The 18794-nt window shown below is 61.6% G+C and carries 19 protein-coding genes; 13 read left to right on the top strand and 6 right to left on the bottom strand.

From position 1 onward, the window contains the following. Positions 1-26: 26 nt before the first annotated feature. The gene (locus J8I26_RS17135; RefSeq protein ID WP_209608311.1) at positions 27-320 is read right to left on the bottom strand and encodes a hypothetical protein; all 294 of its coding nucleotides are present in this window, start codon (positions 318-320) and stop codon (positions 27-29) included. A gap of 305 nt (positions 321-625) precedes the next feature. Here J8I26_RS17135 and J8I26_RS17130 point away from each other — a divergent pair, with 305 nt between their 5' ends. From J8I26_RS17130 to J8I26_RS17105, 6 genes are read left to right on the top strand one after another with little or no spacing between them, the layout of a single operon-like run. Continuing rightward, the gene (locus J8I26_RS17130) at positions 626-1492 is read left to right on the top strand and encodes an STAS domain-containing protein (RefSeq protein WP_209608310.1); all 867 of its coding nucleotides are present in this window, start codon (positions 626-628) and stop codon (positions 1490-1492) included. A 3-nt stretch (positions 1493-1495) separates the two neighbouring features. Then, positions 1496-1852, top strand: coding sequence for an STAS domain-containing protein (locus tag J8I26_RS17125; RefSeq protein ID WP_209608309.1), 357 nt, complete (start codon positions 1496-1498; stop codon positions 1850-1852). A 9-nt stretch (positions 1853-1861) separates the two neighbouring features. Further along, entirely contained in the window at positions 1862-2296 is a 435-nt protein-coding gene (locus tag J8I26_RS17120; RefSeq protein ID WP_245200386.1) for an ATP-binding protein, read from the top strand. Continuing rightward, positions 2281-3321, top strand: a complete 1041-nt coding sequence (locus J8I26_RS17115) for an ATP-binding protein (protein WP_209608308.1) — start codon at positions 2281-2283, stop codon at positions 3319-3321. Before J8I26_RS17120 ends, J8I26_RS17115 begins: the two co-directional genes overlap by 16 nt. Then, entirely contained in the window at positions 3318-5108 is a 1791-nt protein-coding gene (locus J8I26_RS17110; protein WP_209608307.1) for an ATP-binding protein, read from the top strand. Before J8I26_RS17115 ends, J8I26_RS17110 begins: the two co-directional genes overlap by 4 nt. Positions 5109-5129: 21 nt before the next feature. Continuing rightward, the gene (locus J8I26_RS17105; RefSeq protein ID WP_209608306.1) at positions 5130-6662 is read left to right on the top strand and encodes a response regulator; all 1533 of its coding nucleotides are present in this window, start codon (positions 5130-5132) and stop codon (positions 6660-6662) included. A gap of 435 nt (positions 6663-7097) precedes the next feature. On the opposite strand, the gene J8I26_RS17100 is transcribed toward J8I26_RS17105, so the two are convergent. The 3 genes from J8I26_RS17100 to J8I26_RS17090 form a co-directional block, all read right to left on the bottom strand. After that, positions 7098-7361: a hypothetical protein gene (locus tag J8I26_RS17100; protein ID WP_209608305.1), complete on the bottom strand. Its 264-nt coding sequence runs from the start codon at positions 7359-7361 to the stop codon at positions 7098-7100. A gap of 185 nt (positions 7362-7546) precedes the next feature. Next, positions 7547-7906, bottom strand: coding sequence for a VOC family protein (locus J8I26_RS17095; protein WP_209608304.1), 360 nt, complete (start codon positions 7904-7906; stop codon positions 7547-7549). 251 nt (positions 7907-8157) lie between these two features. Continuing rightward, on the bottom strand, positions 8158-8562 hold the full coding sequence (locus tag J8I26_RS17090; protein WP_209608303.1) for a hypothetical protein: 405 nt from the start codon (positions 8560-8562) through the stop codon (positions 8158-8160). 248 nt (positions 8563-8810) lie between these two features. On the opposite strand from J8I26_RS17090, the gene J8I26_RS17085 reads away from it, so the two are divergent. The 5 genes from J8I26_RS17085 (at position 8811) to J8I26_RS17065 (ending at position 14330) form a co-directional block, all read left to right on the top strand. Further along, positions 8811-9701, top strand: coding sequence for a LysR family transcriptional regulator (locus tag J8I26_RS17085; RefSeq protein WP_209608302.1), 891 nt, complete (start codon positions 8811-8813; stop codon positions 9699-9701). A gap of 509 nt (positions 9702-10210) precedes the next feature. Further along, positions 10211-11194, top strand: coding sequence for a DUF1852 domain-containing protein (locus J8I26_RS17080; protein ID WP_209608301.1), 984 nt, complete (start codon positions 10211-10213; stop codon positions 11192-11194). Positions 11195-11229: 35 nt separating this feature from the next. Further along, entirely contained in the window at positions 11230-12258 is a 1029-nt protein-coding gene (locus J8I26_RS17075) for a methionine synthase (protein ID WP_209608300.1), read from the top strand. Between the two features lie 49 nt (positions 12259-12307). Then, positions 12308-12838: a flavin reductase family protein gene (locus J8I26_RS17070; protein ID WP_245200385.1), complete on the top strand. Its 531-nt coding sequence runs from the start codon at positions 12308-12310 to the stop codon at positions 12836-12838. A gap of 55 nt (positions 12839-12893) precedes the next feature. Then, a complete protein-coding gene (locus J8I26_RS17065; RefSeq protein ID WP_245200384.1) occupies positions 12894-14330 on the top strand; it encodes a methylenetetrahydrofolate reductase C-terminal domain-containing protein in 1437 nt (478 codons plus the stop codon). A gap of 199 nt (positions 14331-14529) precedes the next feature. Here J8I26_RS17065 and J8I26_RS17060 read toward each other — a convergent pair whose 3' ends face one another. Then, entirely contained in the window at positions 14530-16026 is a 1497-nt protein-coding gene (locus J8I26_RS17060; protein WP_209608299.1) for a sodium:solute symporter family protein, read from the bottom strand. After that, complete coding sequence (locus J8I26_RS17055) at positions 16026-16205, bottom strand: DUF3311 domain-containing protein (protein ID WP_209608400.1); 180 nt, start codon at positions 16203-16205, stop codon at positions 16026-16028. Before J8I26_RS17055 ends, J8I26_RS17060 begins: the two co-directional genes overlap by 1 nt. A 365-nt stretch (positions 16206-16570) precedes the next feature. Here J8I26_RS17055 and J8I26_RS17050 point away from each other — a divergent pair, with 365 nt between their 5' ends. Next, positions 16571-17941 (top strand): cache domain-containing protein, encoded by a 1371-nt coding sequence (locus tag J8I26_RS17050; RefSeq protein WP_209608298.1) that lies wholly within the window; start codon positions 16571-16573, stop codon positions 17939-17941. Next, a complete protein-coding gene (locus J8I26_RS17045) occupies positions 17934-18572 on the top strand; it encodes a response regulator transcription factor (protein ID WP_209608297.1) in 639 nt (212 codons plus the stop codon). The genes J8I26_RS17050 and J8I26_RS17045 overlap by 8 nt, the downstream gene beginning before the upstream one ends. Positions 18573-18794: the final 222 nt, after the last annotated feature.

Below are 18794 nucleotides of genomic sequence, written 5' to 3'. Positions count from 1 at the left end.
GCAGTGAACGCAAGGCAGGACGGTTATCAGAGCGCCGGGCGCAGGAAATGCCGGATGGGGCGGACCATCTCCGCCGGCACGTCGGGCACTTCCGCGTCCAGCAGCTGGTGCGCAACGCTCTCGCACCAACGAATGCCGCGCGCCAATGCGAGCGCTTTGGAGTCGAACAGGCCGGGAAGCGAGCGTTTGGGAAAGAGCGAGCCTATCGTGTCGTGACGAATTTCAACGCCGCTGACGATCCATGAACCACCGTTCATGCAGCACCACACCCCGAAGGTGAAGGCTGACGCATTCCCTTTGATTTCATAGCGAAAAATCATGGTGATGGCTCAAATTCACAAATACACACAGCCGAATTATAGGCGAGTCGGATTCTACGGCGAAGCCCCGCCGCCGGGAGGAAGGTGCTCCATTGATCTCGCAATGCGAGAAATATTGCAGGAGGGTTATGAATTCCTACACGCGCTCGCGCCGGTTTCCGACAGGCGCAAGTCCGGCCCCCTTCTAGAATGGCCCTCGGCGCGGCTGGGGGGAATCTGGTCGCGCTCATCCTGCACCCTCATTACGACGCCCCGGCCGGCCGACAGGCAGCCGGGGTTAGCTCTGCTAAGGACACAAGAAAAAAATGACATCAGCGCGAAGCGAACAACTGGCAGCGACCCTGAACCAACATCAGCAATCCCTGCTGGATAACTGGCTCAAGACGCTGACTTCAAAACTGGGCCGCAAGGAAAAAGGCGGTGAATTCGAAATTCGCCGTCAGGCCGAGCAATTCCTGCAAATCCTGATCAAGACGCTGGAAACCGGCGCCGGCGGCGACACCGATTCCGCCGACTGGGCCGATATGCGCCATCTGCTGGGCGAGGTGTCGCGCACGCGTGCGCTGCAAGGTTTTTCCTCGCTGGATACGGCCACCTTCGTGTTTGCCCTCAAGGAGCCGTTGTACGAGCATCTGCGCATCGCCATGGCGGCGCAGCCGGAGCAACTGGCCCTGGAGATCGCCAGCACCAGCACGCTGTTCGACAAGCTCGGCCTGTACACCATCGAGGTGCACCAGAAGGCGCGCGAGCAGGTCATCCTGCGCCAGCAGCAGGAATTGCTGGAGTTGTCCACGCCGGTGGTGCAGCTGTGGCAAAACGTGCTGGCGCTTCCGCTGATCGGAACGCTGGACAGCTCGCGTACGCAAGTGGTGATGGAAAGCCTGCTGCAAAAGATCGTCGAGACCGGCGCCATGATTGCCATCATCGACATTACCGGCGTGCCCACCGTCGATACGCTGGTCGCGCAACACTTGCTCAAGACCATTGCGGCGGCGCGCCTGATGGGCGCCGACTGCATCATCAGCGGCATTCGCCCGCAGATTGCGCAAACCATCGTGCATCTGGGCGTGAACCTGGAAGACGTCATCACCAAGGCTACGCTGGCCGACGCCTTCATGGTGGCGCTGAAAAAGACCGGATCCCGCGTTACCGTCCAATCCGCCGCGGAGTAAGCGATGGAGCGCATTCCAATTTTGCGCATGGGCCGGCTGTTGCTGGTGACCATCCAGGTCGATATGCATGACCGGCTGGCCATGACGCTGCAGGACGATCTTACCGCGCGCATTGTCAGCGACCGCGCGCGCGGCGTATTGATCGATATCTCGGCCCTGGATGTGGTGGACTCCTTCATCGGCCGCATGATCAGCAATACCGCGTCGATGGCGCGCGTGCTCGATGCCAAGACGGTGGTGGTCGGCATGCAGCCGGCCGTGGCCATCACGCTGGTCGAGCTGGGCCTGACGCTGGAGGGCGTCAAGACTGCGCTCAATGTCGAGCGTGGCGTCAAGCTGCTTGAGCTGGAGATTGAGTGATGGGACGCCTTGAGCGATCGCGCGGGGTGCGCGGTGGATGAACAGGGCCTGCTGACGCAATCGCTGGGCTCCGATGAGGATGTGGTTCGTCTGCGCAAGCTGGTACGTGACCACTTGGTGCGGATGGGTTTTTCCCTGGTCGAACAAACCAAGATGGTGACCGCCGCCAGTGAACTGGCGCGTAACACTCTTCGCTATGGCGGTGGCGGCGAGGCGCACGTGAGCGAAATGCACAACGGCGTCAAGCGCGGCATCCGGCTGGTGTTCGCGGATCAGGGGCCGGGCATCGAGAATATCGAACTGGCGCTGACGGACGGCTACACCACCGGCGGCGGCCTCGGCCTGGGGCTCTCGGGCGCCAAGCGTCTGGCAGACGAATTCGACATCAACACCGCGCCGGGCGCGGGTACACAAGTCACCATCATCAAATGGAAAATGTTCTGACGGCTTCTCGCACCGAGGAGATCGTCGCCATCAGCGAGGCCGCCGATGTGGCCGCGGCGCGGCGTGCTGCGACCGATCTGGCGCGGCAGATCGCCTTTCCCGAGGAGGTTTCGGGGCGCTTGGCGCTGGTGGTGACGGAAGCGGCCACCAACGTGCTTAAACATGCCGGTCACGGCCAGATCCTGTTGCGCACCCTGAAAGGAGAGGGCGCGGACGGCAGCACGGCGCGAGGCATCGAGCTGCTCGCCCTTGACGAGGGCGCCGGCATGGCCGATACCGGTGCATCAATGGTCGACGGCAATTCCACCGCCGGAACCTATGGGGTCGGGCTTGGCGCCATCCGGCGTCAAGCCGACACATTCGATATTTTTTCACTACCCGGCAATGGCACCGTGTTGCGGGCGGTGGTCTGGGAAGTTGCCGGCGCGCGCGAGCGGTGGGAATGCGGATTGGTGTGCGTGCCGCTGGCCGGCGAAGAAAGCTGCGGAGACGCCGGCTGGGCCGCGGTGCGCGATAACGAGGTCGTCGCCATGATCAGCGATGGCCTGGGGCATGGCGACGCCGCGGCCCTGGCCTCGGACGAGGCGGTGGCGCTGATGCCGGCGCTGGCTTTCGTGTTGCCGCCTGCCGAGCTGGCGCTGCGGATGCATACCGTACTGCAGAAGACGCGCGGCGCCGCGGTGGCCATTGCCCGACTGGATTCGTCCGGCGGCAGGGCGGCGTTTGCCGGGATTGGCAACATCGCGGCTTGCACCATCGTGGGCGGCGAGCGCCGTCACCTGGTTTCGCTCAACGGCATCGTCGGCCATAACATTCGCAAGACGCAGCAGTTCGACGCCGCCTGGCGCGACGACATGCTGCTGGTGCTCCATTCGGATGGCTTGACCAGCCGCTGGTCGCTGGATGCCTATCCCGGGTTGGAACAGACGCATCCGGCGATCATCGCCGGCGTGCTTTATCGCGATTTCTACCGAGGACGCGACGATGTCAGCGTTCTGGTCATTCGCAGGGGATCCTCTTCATGACGCACCGCTTGCTCACCGTTTCCATTCGCAGCGAAGTCGATGTCGTCAGCGCCCGTCAGCGTGCGCGCCACATCGCCGAATTATGCGGTTTCGCGCAGCAGGATCAGGTGCGCATCGCCACCACCATCTCCGAGCTGGCGCGTAATGTCTTTCGTTATGCGGGCAGCGGCCATGTTGATTTCGCCATCGAAGGGAGCACCGCGCCGCAGACCTTGCTGATGCATGTGCGTGACAAGGGGCCGGGAATACAGGATATCGACCAGATCCTGGCCGGACACTATCGTTCCAGCACCGGCATGGGACTGGGCCTGCTGGGCGCGAAGAAGCTGATGGATGCCTTCGAGGTCCATACCGCCGCAGGACAGGGCACCACCATCCTGCTGCGAAAGCTCCTGCCGCCGGCGGCGCGGCTGGTGACACCGCGTGTCATCGGCGAGGTCGGCGCTTCGTTGGCCTCGGTGACCATGGATGTGGCACTGTCCGAGGCACAGCAGCAAAACCAGGAGTTGCTGACGGCCCTGGCCGAACTGAAGAGTCGCCAGGAAGAGTTGCTGCAGTTGACGCGGGAGCTGGAAGACACCAACCGCGGCGTGGTGGCGCTGTATGCCGAGCTGGATGAAAAGGCCGATCACCTGCGTCGCGCCGACGAAGCCAAGTCACGCTTCCTGTCCAACATGAGCCATGAATTCCGCACCCCGCTGTCATCCGTGCGGGCGTTGGCCAAATTGCTGCTGGACCGGGTCGACGGCGACTTGAGCGTGGAGCAGGAAAAGCAGGTTCGCTTCATCCTTGACAGCGCCAACTCGCTGACCGAGCTGGTCAACGACCTGCTGGACCTGGCCAAGATCGAGGCCGGGAAAGTGGAAATCCGGCCCAGCACCTTCCAGGTGGCGGAGTTGTTTAGCGCGCTTCGCGGCATGCTGCGACCGCTGTTGGTGTCGGAGCGGCTGCAGTTGAGTTTCCATGCGCCTGAGGATTGCGAAATGTACAACGACGAGGGGAAGGTGTCGCAAATCCTGCGCAACTTCATCTCCAACGCGATCAAATTTACCGAGCGAGGCAGCATCACGGTCACGGCAGAACCCGTGCCGGAAGCGGGTTCGATCAGATTCTCCGTCACCGATACCGGGATAGGCATAGACGCAGGGCATCTTGCCACCATCTTCGAGGAGTTCAGCCAGGTGGAGAATCACCTGCAGCGCCATGTCAAGGGCACCGGATTGGGGCTGCCCCTGTGCCGCCAGCTTGCTACCTTGCTCAAGGGCGAAGTCGCGGTCGAGAGTCGGCCCGGCCAAGGATCGACCTTCAGCGCCGTGATTCCGGCCGTCCATTTCCAGGCGCCCGCATCCGGTTACGAGCAATTCGCGGCGCAGAAGAGCGACGACGTCCGCTTGCCGGTGCTGGTGATAGAAGACCGTGCCGAACTGCGGCTGCTCTATGAGCGCTATCTGCATCAATCGGAATTCCGTCTGCTTCAGGCGTCTTCCCTGGCGGAGGCCGAGACCTTCTGGCGCAATGTCGAACCCCGTGCAGTCGTACTCGACATCTTGCTGGGCGAGAAAGACACCTGGCATTGGCTGGTCAGCATCAAGAACGATGAAACGCGCAGCCACGTGCCGGTCATCATTGCATCCGATGTCGACGACAAGAACAAAGCCATGGGCCTGGGCGCCGACGCCTATTTCCACAAGCCGGTCAGCCGCGACGAATTGCTGGGCGCGTTGCGCGCGCTGGTCGGCGCCGGGCCGGATGGAAACGAAATGCCTTTGCGCGCGGTCAACGGCTAAACCATTGATCGCTTCCTCGATATGACTATCCAGCAACAACTGATCCTCAATGTCGACGATACGGACGCCGCGCGCTATGCCAAGACCCGTATCCTGACCAAGGCCGGCATGCGCGTGGTGGAGGCGGCAAGCGGCACCGAAGCCCTGGCGCTGGCGCGTGAGCTGAGGCCGGACCTGATCCTGCTCGACGTCAAGCTGCCGGACATCCACGGCATGGAAGTGTGCGCCCGCCTGAAGGCCGACCCCGCCACGTCCTTCATCCTGGTACTGCAGACATCGGCCTCCTACATCGGCGTGGCCGACAAGATCCGGGCGTTGGAAGGCGGCGCCGACAATTATCTGTTCGAACCGATCGAACCGGCCGAGCTGGTCGCCAATGTCAACGCGCTGCTGCGCCTGGCCAAGGTGGAGAGCGAACTGCGCGAGATGGATCGCCGCAAGGATGAGTTTCTCGCCATCCTGGCGCACGAATTGCGCAACCCTTTGGTGCCGATCCGCAATGCCATCGGCATTCTCAACACGCGGGCGCCGGATGCGCCCGATTGGGAGCTGCGCGCCCGCTCTACCATTTCGCGGCATCTCGACCATATGGTGCGGCTGGTCGACGATCTGCTGGATGTTTCACGGCTGTCGCACAACAAGCTGGCGTTGCAATCGAAGCGAACGAGCGTGGGCGATATCGTGCAGAGCGCGCTGGAAGCCACGCGCCAGCTGATGGAGCGCAAGCGCCAACGACTGGAAACCGTATGCGCCGATCCAAACCTGGCTGTGATGGGCGACGAGGTACGGCTGACCCAGGTCTTGATCAACTTGCTGCATAACGCCGCCAAATTTACGGCCGATGGCGGCTTGATCGAATTGGCCGCATACAGCGAGAACGGCCGGGTCGTGATTACCGTCAGCGATAACGGCATCGGCATTTCACCGGAGCGACTGGAGGAGATTTGGGGGATGTTCGCGCAGGCCAATGTACTGGGACATGACCGGCAGGATGGTCTGGGTATCGGTTTATCGTTGGCAAAGAGTCTGATTGAGCTGCATGACGGCAGCCTGACTGCCCATAGCGAAGGCCTGGACAAGGGAAGCTGCTTCCGCGTCGAGTTGCCGCAAGCGGCGAGCTCGGCCAATGACGGCGCACAGGACGCACCGCCGGCGCCGGGGCAAGCGCCGGTCAATCAGGGGCCGCTGCGTATCCTTGTCGTGGATGACAACATCGATATCGCCGACACCATGAAGGAGTTGATGGAACTGTTGGGGCATGAGGCCGATGTCGCCTACAGCGGCGCAGATGCCATTCGCCGCGCAACGGAGATCAGACCCGATGCCGTGATGCTGGACATCGGTTTGAAGGACATGACCGGATATGAGCTGATCCGGTCCCTGCGCGGCAATGAACGTACCCGCGACATTTACCTGCTTGCCTGTTCGGGATTCAGCGGCGATGAAGACAAGCAGCAGGCATTCAATGCCGGCGTGGACGATTATCTGGTCAAGCCCGTCGATATTGATACGCTCGCCCAACTGACTCTGCGGCGCGGTGCGCGGCCATACTGAGTGAGAATCGAGAGTGATGGGGAGCTGGGTGTCCCCGTTCTGCCGGAACGAATTGCGGTCGCGAGCAAGTCTGCGACGGTCCGAGCCCTCGCGGTGCCGCGCAGATCCGGATGCATGACCAGCCAGACGCCGTCATCCGGCTTGCGCACTTTCTGCGCCCAAATCGGCACCAGTCCATCGCTTCGCCCACGTGCAGGGGCATTTCCCCGATGCCCGGGCCAGCTGCAACCACCCGTCTCAACATCAGGCCTGAATTCATCAGCGCCACAATCGCACCTTCGCATGCAGGGTTCATCCACCAGCGAAAACGCCTTCGCAGGCGCTGTATAAGGCTTGTAGGCCACGATCTCATGGCCCGCGCATTCGCTGCCGGGAGCCGGCATGCCATGCCGCGCCAGATAGTCCGGGCTGGCGAAGAGGCCGACCGGCGGCGCTTCAGCCGTGGTCCGACGTTGGCTGCGCACCCTTGCGCTTTGCCTTTGCATCGCTCTTGGTTGGCCGGGACTTTCCATACGGCGTCAGGTGCGGCTCGTACAAAGGGATTTTTCCCTTGTTCTTGAAATCCCGCAGATAGGCCTGGAAGGTCGACCCGTAAGCTGTGTGCATCAAGGCGATCCTGGTCTGCTCTTTGCAGGCGGGGCAAGTGATCTTGTTTTCTTGTATCGGCCGTGTCTGGGCGTGCACTTGCAGGACGGTCATGCCGCAGGTGGGACAGAGAAGATCAAGAGACGTGGCTTTCACTTTCATCGCGATGGGAAAAAATGACCAGGCACAATTATCGCATTACCGAAGGCGCCTTGACCCGGACGCAGATGGGCCACCTCTCCCGAACCGTTCTCGTCGGTTTTGCCTGTTCGACTTGGCGAGAGGTCGTTGATGCCTTGTTACGCTGCGTCGGCGCACCACACTGCTAATTCATAACCGTCGGGGTCGATGAAGTGGAAACGTTTGCCGCCCGGGAAAGAGAAGGTCTGGCGGCTGATGGCGGCGCCGGCGTCGATGAGCTTGCGTTGAATGGCCTCAAGATCGTCGGCATACAGGATGACCAGCGGGCCGCCAGGCCTGACCGGCTCGCCGGTGGTGAAGCCGCCCGCCAGGCGGCCGTCGCTGAACTCGGTATAGGCGGGGCCGTAGTCCACGAAGCTCCAGCCGAACACCCTGCCGTAGAACGCCTTGCTGCGTGCGATGTCGGCGACGTTGAATTCGATATTGTCGATGCGGAGATGTCGGGCCTGGTCGGTCATGTCGATTTTCCTGGTGTGCGTTGAATGGAGGGCGCTGCCGTTTGGGCAAGGGGGCGACGTGGTCAGGCTCACAGACAAGCGAGGAGGTGCTCGTCGTCCGCTGGCGGCTAGGGTATCACGCGCTATAAGCCTTGCAAGCGTCGAGAAAAGACGCGCGCGTTGACTCGGCGTGAGCCGCGGTGAGGGGGCGTAAGTCAGATGGGCAGCGGCGGTGGACGACATGCGTGGGGCCGCTGCCGCGGCAGGGTACTTCAGATCTCTCCGGGCGAAGCGCGAAAGTAAGAGGCCATCGCCTCGCGCCACGGCGCCAGGTCAACGGCGGCCAGAGGCGGCGCCGTTTTTCCCTTCCATCGTTCAAACTGGTCGACCAGTGCGGTCTCTTCCGTATGGACCCGCTCGAACAGGCCGCCGATGCTGGCATCGTCAAAGCGCAGGGATTTGTCCTCGCCTTCCAGGTGGGCCTTGAGGCCGATGGCCCGGCACAGCGCGATTTCCGCATCAAGCAGCTGAGTGAACAGCCGCTCGGCGGGCTCCGTCGACGACATCGCCGGCGCCATGGCGCCGGTCAGTTCGTTCCATACATCGTTCGCTTTCCGATGCAGCAGATCACAGTGCCGCTGCAGCCAATCGATCGATTGCGCGTGCCCCTTGTCCAAGATTCCCCCTTTGGATGCCGTTGGATTTTTTTGAAAAGCGCGTATGAGGATGCTTCCCAGAGCATCGTTGCGTCATGCAATCTTTACATGATGCACTGACAAACCACTGACGATAAGCTGACACTGTCGAGACAGCGTTGATCCGTGTCGGGAGCGGCGTCGACTGGATAAGGAGCGTTTTTACGGGCGTATCAGCGATGAAGTAAAATCGTCTTCTGTGAAAAAATCATGAATTTCATTCATTTACCATGCTTGATCGCATTCATCTGTCCATCGTGCAAGAGGTGGAAAAGCAAGGCTCTCTGACCGCAGCGGCGGGCGTGCTGCATGTGACGCAGTCGGCCTTGAGCCACAGCATGAAGAAGCTGGAGCAGCAGCTGGGCACCGATATCTGGTTGAGAGAAGGGCGCAGCCTGCGCCTGACCCAAGCCGGCCAGTACCTGCTGGCAGTGGCCAACCGGGTCCTGCCGCAGCTGAACCTGGCGGAAGAGCGTTTGCAGCAGTTCGCCCAGGGCGAGCGCGGCGCGCTGCGCATCGGCATGGAATGTCATCCCTGTTACCAATGGTTGTTGAAGGTCGTGTCGCCTTATCTGGCCGCGTGGCCGGACGTGGATGTGGACGTGAAGCAGAAATTCCAGTTCGGCGGCATCGGCGCGTTGTTCGGGTACGAGATCGACCTGTTGGTGACTCCCGATCCGCTGGACAAGCCTGGCCTGGTGTTCGAGCCGGTGTTCGATTATGAGCAGGTCCTGGTCGTCGCCGGCAACCACAAATTGGCGCAGGAGGAATACGTCAAGCCCAGGCAGCTGAGCAATGAGGTGTTGGTGACCTACCCGGTGCCGGTGGACCGCCTCGATATCTACAGCATGTTCCTCACGCCGGCCGGCATCACGCCCAAGCGTCACAAGCCGATCGAGACCACCGACATCATGCTGCAGATGGTCGCCAGCGGTCGCGGTGTGGCGGCGCTGCCGCGCTGGCTGGTGCTGGAGTATGCAGACAAGATGGACGTGGTGCCGGTGCGACTGGGCAAGAACGGCATCGCCAAGCACATCTTCCTGGGCGCGCGAGAAGCGGACGTCGGTACCGACTACCTGCGCGCATTCATCGAGCAGGCGAAAAGCCCCGCCGCCGTTTGATGCCGGGCGGCAGGCTTTTGCCGTCTGCGATCGTGGAGAAATCGGGCAAGCGCCGCCCTTGCATTCATCAGTTCCTGCCGCTGCGGTGAGTGAGACTGCGCTCACCCACGCTCCATTTCATCGCTCCCCGCTCGCATCGATCCGACGCGAGCAAATCCCCGCCGCCCAGGCAAACTCGTCCCCTCGCGATAATTCCCTCACCTGGCTGCCGGCCCGACTGAACGTCGAGGCCGACGGCCGTCGTCAGCGCGCAGCGCAAGGCTCCGCATGAGGGGCAATCCTGAGCGAGCATCGGCACATCTATTTTTGTCATGAGTAAATCTAATGGTTTTATGAGATCAATTCATTTTTATTCATGGATGGATCGACATAAAATTCACTCCGGATATCGACAGTGCGCAGTCCGCCGGACAAAAAAGCCGGCAACAGACAAGCAACAAACGGGCGAAGCACTGAAGAAGCAGGAAGCCAACGCAGCTTCATTTCAGACATCGGGATACCGGAACATCATGAGCAAAGAATTTACCTTCGCGATCAAGAGCATTTGTTTCGATGAAGACTATCGTCCTTCGGAGAACACGCGCATCACCACCAACTTCGCCAATCTGGCGCGAGGAGAGAGCCGCCGGGAAAACCTGCGCAACACCTTCCGGATGATCGACAACCGCTTCAATGCCCTGGCCGATTGGGACAATCCCACCGGCGACCGTTACAGCGTGCAGCTGGAGATCGTGTCGGTCGAGATGAGTGTCGATGGCGAGAGCGCCGGCAACGCGCTGCCGTTGATCGAGATCCTGAAAACCACCGTCATCGATCGCCACACCAATGAACGCATCGCCGGGATTGTCGGAAATAATTTCTCCTCCTACGTCCGCGACTACGACTTCAGCGTGGTCCTGCTGGAACGCAACAGGAACCAGCCGGTCTTCAGCGCACCGGAGGATTTTGGCGACCTGCACGGCAAGTTGTTCAAGTCCTTCGTGAACTCGGACGCATACAAGGCGCATTTCAAGAAGCCGCCCGTCATCTGCCTGAGCGTGTCGAGCAGCAAGACCTATCAGCGCACCGAAAATCGGCATCCTGTATTGGGCGTGGAATACCTCCAGGACGCGTATTCCCTGACCGATGAATACTTCAAGAAGATGGGCATGAAGGTGCGCTATTTCATGCCGCCCAACAGCGCAGCGCCGCTGGCCTTTTACTTCTCGGGCGACTTGCTGGGCGACTACACGAACCTTGAGCTGATCAGCACCATCAGCACGATGGATACCTTCCAGAAGATCTATCGCCCCGAGATCTACAACGCCAATTCAGCGGCGGGAAAATCCTATCAACCCAGCCTGAAGCACCAGGACTATTCATTGACCCGGATCGTCTATGACCGCGAAGAGCGCAGCCGTCTCGCGGTGGAACAGGGCAGGTTTGTGGAGGAGAACTTCATCAAACCTTACCAGACGGTTCTGGCGCAATGGTCCGCCAATTACGCGCACTGATTTACTGATTCATTCAACACACCAGGTCATCCATTGTGAAAAAACTGTTACCCACCTCGACCGCCGGCAGCCTGCCCAAACCTTCCTGGCTCGCGGAGCCGGAAAAACTGTGGTCCCCCTGGAAGCTGCAAGACCAGGAACTGATCGACGGCAAGCGTGACGCCCTGCGCCTGTCGCTGCAAGAGCAGCAGCACGCCGGCATTGATATCGTCAGCGACGGCGAACAGACGCGCCAGCACTTCGTGACGACCTTCATCGAGCACCTGGAAGGCGTCGATTTCGAGAACCGCAAGACCGTGCGCATTCGCGACCGCTACGACGCCAGCGTGCCGACCGTGTTCGGCGCCGTGGCGCGTCGCAAGCCGGTGTTCGTCGAGGATGCAAAGTTCCTCAGGCAACAGACCAATCAGCCGATCAAGTGGGCGTTACCGGGCCCCATGACGATGATCGACACCCTGTATGACGATCATTACAAGAGTCGTGAAAAGCTGGCCTGGGAATTCGCCAAGATCCTGAACCAGGAAGCGCGCGAGCTGGAAGCGGCCGGCGTCGACATCATCCAGTTCGACGAACCCGCGTTCAATGTTTTCTTCGATGAAGTCAACGAGTGGGGAGTGGCCACGCTGGAGCGCGCAATCGAAGGGCTGAAGTGCGAGACCGCCGTCCACATTTGCTACGGCTATGGCATCAAGGCCAATACGGATTGGAAGAAGACCCTGGGCTCGGAATGGCGTCAATATGAAGAGGCCTTCCCCAAGCTGCAAAAGTCGAGCATCGACATCGTTTCGCTGGAATGCCACAACTCGCACGTTCCGATGGACCTGATCGAACTGATCCGCGGCAAGAAGGTGATGGTGGGCGCCATCGACGTGGCAAGCAATACCATTGAAACGCCTGAGGAAGTCGCCAACACCTTGCGCCAGGCGCTGAAGTTTGTCGATGCCGACAAGCTCTATCCGTGCACCAACTGCGGCATGGCGCCTCTGGCGCGTGAGGTTGCGCGCGGCAAGCTCAACGCCCTGAGCGCAGGCGCGGAGATCATCCGCCAGGAACTGGCGAAGTAACTCTATCCACGGAAAAGGCCGTCGCGCGCTGTTTGCGACGGCCATTTTATTGAGCACCTGCCGGGCACCTGCCATGTCACATTCCAGTATCGCCATCGAGCCGTTGCGCTTTCGCGAAGCGCTCGGACACTACGCCTCCGGCATCACGGTGATTACCTCACAGATCGATGGCGAGCCGGTCGGCTTCACTTGTCAGTCGTTTTACAGCGTGTCGATGAGCCCGCCGCTGGTGTCATTCAGCGTCATGTCCGGTTCGGCCAGCTATCCAAAGATTCGTCAGGCGCGCCGCTTCGCGGTCAACATCCTGTCCGATGAGCAGATCGATATTTCCAACCAGTTCGCCCGGCGTGGCGCGGACAAATGGCATGGGATCGAATGGCGGGAGTCCCCGCTGGGCAATCCAATCATCGCCGGCAGCATGCATTGGCTGGATTGCGAGATCTACGCCGAACACGTCGCGGGTGATCACGTGATCGTCATCGGCGAGGTGAAAGCGCTGGACCTGCCGGAAGTCGACCTGCGCCCGCTGCTGTACTTCAAAGGGCAGTATCGCAACATCGCCGCGCATGGCGCGGTTTGATAATTTGTCTCCTCCACTGGCGCATCCCCCGGATCTGTCAGGTATCGAGCTGTTCTTGAGCCCATTGCAACAAGCGCTGAACGAAGGTCGGTTCGTCTGCGTGCTGGAAGTCATTCCTCAACATTCCCCATCGCGCGTCGCCGCGCTTGCGCAAATCACCCGGCGCGGGTATCTGGCGGGCTGGCCGCTGATGCCGTCCTTTTCCGATCGCGTCGGTCTGCACTCGGACATGAGCCCCATGGAAGGCGCAGCGGCGTTGGGCGACCCGGCTTCTTCCTTGCTCCACTTCTCGGGGAAGGATCGCGAACGAACCGACGTGTTGCAGCAGATGGCATCGATGAAGGCCCGAGGCCTGAAGCAACTGCTGCTGCTCAGCGGCGATCGCTTGCCCGGCCATCATCCCGGCCGGGCGCCGGTGCGTTATCTGGAATCGGTGCCCGCGCTGCAAATTGCGCGCGAGCACGGTCCGGACTGGCTGCTGGGCGCGGCGTTGAATCCATTCAAATACCGCGAGGAAGAAGGCTGCGCCCAGTATCTGAAGGCGCAGAAAAAGCTGCTGGCCGGCGCCGATTTCCTTACCCTGCAACTGGGCTTCGATGCCGCCAAGCATATGGAAGCGCTGAGCTGGATGCGCGCGCAGGCGCGCATGAAACCCATGCTGGCCTGCGTGATGAGGCTGACCGGCAAGCGTGCGGCCATGCTCCGGGATGTGCCGGGCATCGTGATCACCGCATCCATGCGCGAGCTATTGGCCCGGGAGCAGCTGGTATCGCCGGCCCATGCCGACGCGCGCAGCCTGGAACGCCTGGCGCTGCAGATCGTCGGCCTGCAATTGATGGGCTATGCCGGCATACATATGCCAGGGGTGCATACGTTGAACGAGCTGCTGTCGCTGGAGCGAGCGATTGCCGAGCTGCGCGACAGCGTGAGCTCGCTGGCCGATTGGCGGGAGCAATGGCATGCAAGCTGGCAGATGCCAGGGATGGTACGGGTGTGTTTTTCCCCCGGACCCGGCGGCTGGAAAAGAGGGCAGTCAGACGTCGCCGCCACCCGTGGGGAGCGCTTCCGATATACGCTGCTCTCTGCAGTGCATGAGAAGCTGTTCAACCGCAGGGGATGGCTGGGCAGAGCCTTCGGCTGGAGCGTAACGCGGCCGGTATGGAAGGCCGGCATGGGGGCGGACGCACTGCGCGCCGTCGAGCGCGCCGTCAAGCGACCGCTGGTCGGTTGCGATACCTGCGGCAGCTGCCGCCTGCAGGACACCGTCTACATATGTCCGGAGACATGTCCCAAAGGCTTGGCGAACGGTCCTTGCGGCGGCACCTCGCTCAATCGCTGCGAGTTTGGCGACCGGGAATGCGTGCACATCGTCAAATACCGGATTGCCAAATCAGCGAATCGCTTACCCGTGCTGGCGCAGCGATTGATCCCTCATGTCGAAGCAGGACGACGGCACCGCAGCTCCTGGCCTGAATGGTTCGAGCAAGAATAATCGTCTCTGGGCTGCAGGGTCGGATCCGAAGTGACATGTCGGCGTAACGGCATGCGGTTTGCAGTCGAGTGCGGATCTTCATCGATAGCCTCAAATGAAAGCGGCCCCTTCAGGGGCCGCTTTTTTCATTGCGCCGGCCTTGAAAAAAAGCCGTGCTCGGCCTTCCGGCGGGCACGGCTTTTTGCATGCCTGCTGAAACTTACGACTGCTTCAGCGCCGGCTGCGAACCGCGGCCCAGCACCAGGTTGGCGATGACCGCCACCACGATGTTGGCGGCCAGTGCGATCAGGCCGGTGTACATGGTGTAGGAGTCGCCGCCCACCACGAAGGTGTGCACCGGCTTGATGCCGTCGGCAAACGCCATCCAGCTGCCGCCGATGATGCCCACCGCCCAGCCGCACAGCAGCGCACGTGCGCCGAACCAGCCGACGAAGAGGCCAAACACCAGCGCCGGGAAGGTCTGCAGGATCCACACGCCACCCAGCAGCTGCAGGTCCAGCGCGAACTTGGTCGGCAGGAACAGGATGAACACCAGCGCGCCGAACTTGACCACCAGCGACACGATCTTGGCGACCTTGGCTTCACCTTCGGCATTGATGCCGGGGTTGACGTAAGGCTTCCAGAAGTTGCGGGTGAACAGGTTGGAGGCGCCGATCGACATCACCGCCGCCGGCACCAGCGCGCCAATCGCGATCGCGGCGAAGGCGAAGCCTGCGAACCAGCCCGGGAACAGGCCGTTGAACAGCGCCGGCACCACGTCGTTGTTGGTCTGCACCTTGATGCCCGCAGCGTAGGCCATGTAGCCCAGCAGCGCGATCAGGCCCAGCAGCACGGTGTAGGCCGGCAGGAACACGGCGTTCTTGCGGATCGTGTTCGCATCCTTGGCGGCGAAGATGCCGGTCAGGGTGTGCGGATACATGAAGGCCGCCATCGCCGAGCCCAGCGCCAGGGTGGCGAAGGGCAGGAACTGCGTCGGCTTCAAGGTCAGGCCGGTGGCGCCGCCCTTCAGGGCAAAGGCTTCGCGCGCCGAGCTGAACACCGCACCGTAGCCGCCCAGCTTGGCCGGCACCACGATCACCGCCACCAGCACCACGATGTAGATCATGATGTCCTTGACGAAGGCGATCAGCGCCGGAGCGCGCAGGCCGGCCGAGTAGGTGTACAGGGCCAGGATCACGAAGGCCGCCAGCAGCGGCAGCTCGCCGGTCAGTCCCAGCGCCTTGATCACCACTTCCATGCCGATCAGCTGCAGGGCGATGTAGGGCATGGTCGCCACCACGCCGGTCAGCGCGATGGCGAACTCCAGCGGACGCGACTTGTAGCGGCCCCAGACGACGTCGGCCGCAGTCACGTGGCCGGCTTTGTGGGCGGCGTGCCACAGCTTGGGCATGATCACGAACACGATCGGGTAGACCAGGATGGTGTAGGGCAGCGCGAAGAAGCCGTAGGCGCCGACCGCATACACCAGCGCCGGCACCGCGATCACGGTGTAGGCGGTGTAGAAGTCGCCGCCGACCAGGAACCAGGTGATCCAGGTGCCGAAGTTGCGGCCGCCCAGGCCCCATTCATCGAGGTGGGCGCCCTTGTTCTTGGGGCCGGCCATCCATTTGGAGGCCCAGAAGCCCATGATGGTGACCAGCGCGAAGAAGAAGATGAAGACCCAGAGGGCCGACCAGTGGATGTTGTTGGTTTCCATTATTCGACTCCTTTCTTCAGGCCGTCGCGGTAGACGATCCAGATAATCAGGGACGTCAGCGGCACCCACAGCAGCTGGTACCAGTAGAAGAAGGGGAAACCGAACAGCTCAGGCGTTTCGGCGTTGTAGAACGGAACCCAAAGCAAGGCGAGGAAGGGGAGCAGCAGCAGGGCTTTCAGATAGCTCCGCCCCTCTTTTCCGGATGAAATGTCGGTGGACATCAGATCTCCTATGTCGTTATGGAAAATGGATAGGTGGCCTGGAGTACATCCGCGACAAGGCATGCGGCTGGGGTGTTGCGAGGATGTCTCCGGATACATGCGACAGCGGCGTGCATCGTTTCTTGGGCATTTTTTTATGAGCCGTAGTATTCGCAACTCCCCGCTGCCGGACAAGCGGGGGATCACTTAGCGCTTCTACGTAGGAACACGTAGGTGGCCATGCGCGATCCGGCATAAAATCGCGGGCAAACAAGCGGGATGCTTGACGGGACGGCGCATCAGGGAGTGCGCGCGGCCTGTCCGCCAGAGGAGATATTGCTGGAATGAAACTAAGGCACAAGATCATTTTCTACGCAGCCACGCCGCTGCTGATCTCGTTCGCGGTGATTGCCGTCGTCGTCTGGCATCAGACCATCCGACTCGGCGACCAGCAGCGTCATTCGATCCAGGAGGCCTACCAGAGCAGCAAGGACGCGGAGCTGCGCCACTACGTCGACCTGGCCGAGCATTCCATCTCGCATCTGTACGCACGATCCGACACCGAGGCCGCCAAGCGCGAAGCGCTGAAGATACTGGCGCAGCTGGACTACGGCGACGACGGTTATTTCTTCGCCTACGACTTCGACGGCAATACGCTGGTGCATCCGCGCCAGCCCGAGCTGCTCGGAAGAAACATGTGGAACTGGGAAAACGTCGACGGCACCAAGACCATCCGGCTGTTGATCGACCGCGCCCGCAACGGCGGCGGTTACGAACGCTACCTGTGGAGCAAGCCGTCCAGCAGCACGGTGGCGCCCAAGCTGGCCTACGTGATCGCACTGCCCAAATGGGGCTGGATCATCGGCACCGGCATCTATCTCGACGACGTGGACGCGGCCCTGGCCAAGATCGACGAGCAGGTCTCCGGACACAATCGCGACACCATGCGCATGATCGCCATCATTGCGCTGCTGGCGGTGGCGGCCGTCGCCAGCCTCGGCCTGCTGTTCAATCTCAGCGAGCAGCGTGTGGCCGACGTCAAGCTGAGGGAGCTGGCCCAGCGCGTCGTGCTGTCGCAGGAAGAAGAGCGTGCACGCGTCTCGCGCGACCTGCATGACGGTATCAGCCAGCACCTGGTGTCCATCAAGCTGCAGTCCGAAGCCGCCATCATCAAGCTGGAAGCGCCGCAGCAGGTCGAAGCCGCGCGCCGGGCGTTCGAGCACACCGTGCAGCAGATGAACCGCCTGCTGGGCGAAATCCGCCACATCTCGCATGATCTGCGGCCGGCCATCCTCGATGATCTGGGCCTGGGCAGCGCGCTGCAGTTCCTGTGCGACGAATGGGGCGCGCATGGCAAAATGCAGGTCGATTTCAGCTGTAAGGCGCAGGAAAATCCGGCGTCCGCGATGATCAATACGGTCATGTTCCGGGTGGCGCAGGAGGCCTTGAACAATACCTGGCGCCATGCGCAGGCCACGGCGGTGTCGCTTGAACTGGCCGAGGAGCATGGCTGGCTGGTGCTGGTGGTTCGTGACAACGGCGCCGGCTTCGATCCGGGGCAGATCGCCAAGCATCCCAAGCAGGGTATCGGCTTGCGCAACATGGCCGAACGGCTGGGCGCCGTCGGTGGCAGTTTTTCCGTATCATCCGGCCCGGACGGCACTACGGTGACCGCGCGCGTTTCGCTGTCGACAAAGGAGGCTTTGCATGCTTGAAGGGACGGCAACCAAAAACATCATGATCGTCGACGACCACCCGATGATCAGGGATGGCTTGCGCGCACGGCTGGAGAGCATGCCCGGAGTGTGCGTCGTCGCCGAGACCGGCAATGCCGACGAGGCCCTGCAGCACGCCGCGCGCCAGCCGATCGATCTGGTGCTGATGGACATCAACTTGAACGGGGTGAGCGGCATCGAGCTCACCGGCAAATTCCAGGCCGACTTTCCCCATATCGCGGTACTGGTCCTGAGCATGCACAACAAGGCCGAGTACGTCCTGCAGTCGATGCGCGCCGGCGCCCGCGGCTACGTGTTGAAGGATGCGCCGGGAAGCGACATCGTGCGCGCCATCGAGGCGGTGCTCAACGGCGGCATCTATTACAGCGCCGCCCTGATGCCCATCATCGCGCAGCCGCGCGTGAAGGAAGAGTCGCTGACCGCGCGCGAACGCCAGGTACTGGAACAGATCGCCAGGGGCGCGTCGAACAAGAGCATCGCCGATACGCTGGCGCTGAGCGTTCGCACCGTCGAGACGCATTGCCTGAACATCAAGCGCAAATTGAACATCGAGGGGCGTACCGAATTGATCAAGTTCGCCCTGGAGAACCTGATGATGGGAGGCGGCTGATTGCGCAAGCGAGGTGATGCCGCCGGACGACATATCCGCTGCAAGCCCCCCTGGAATGACCGCTATGTCGCCGCCGCACCGTCGTATCGGCGATGACGCCGGAATGTGAAAAGCCCGCCTGCGCGGGTTTTTTTATTGTCGGAACAAGCGCCTCCGGGGCATCAGGGCCGGTCGGGTATTGCCCGCAATTCAACGCCGCCGGCCGCCGGTCGGCAGGATCGG

This window comes from Herbaspirillum sp. LeCh32-8 (assembly GCF_017814915.1).
Lineage (GTDB): Bacteria > Pseudomonadota > Gammaproteobacteria > Burkholderiales > Burkholderiaceae_D > Herbaspirillum.
The sequence above is the reverse complement of the archived record's forward strand: the minus strand, read 5'-3'. Positions and strand labels throughout refer to the sequence as shown.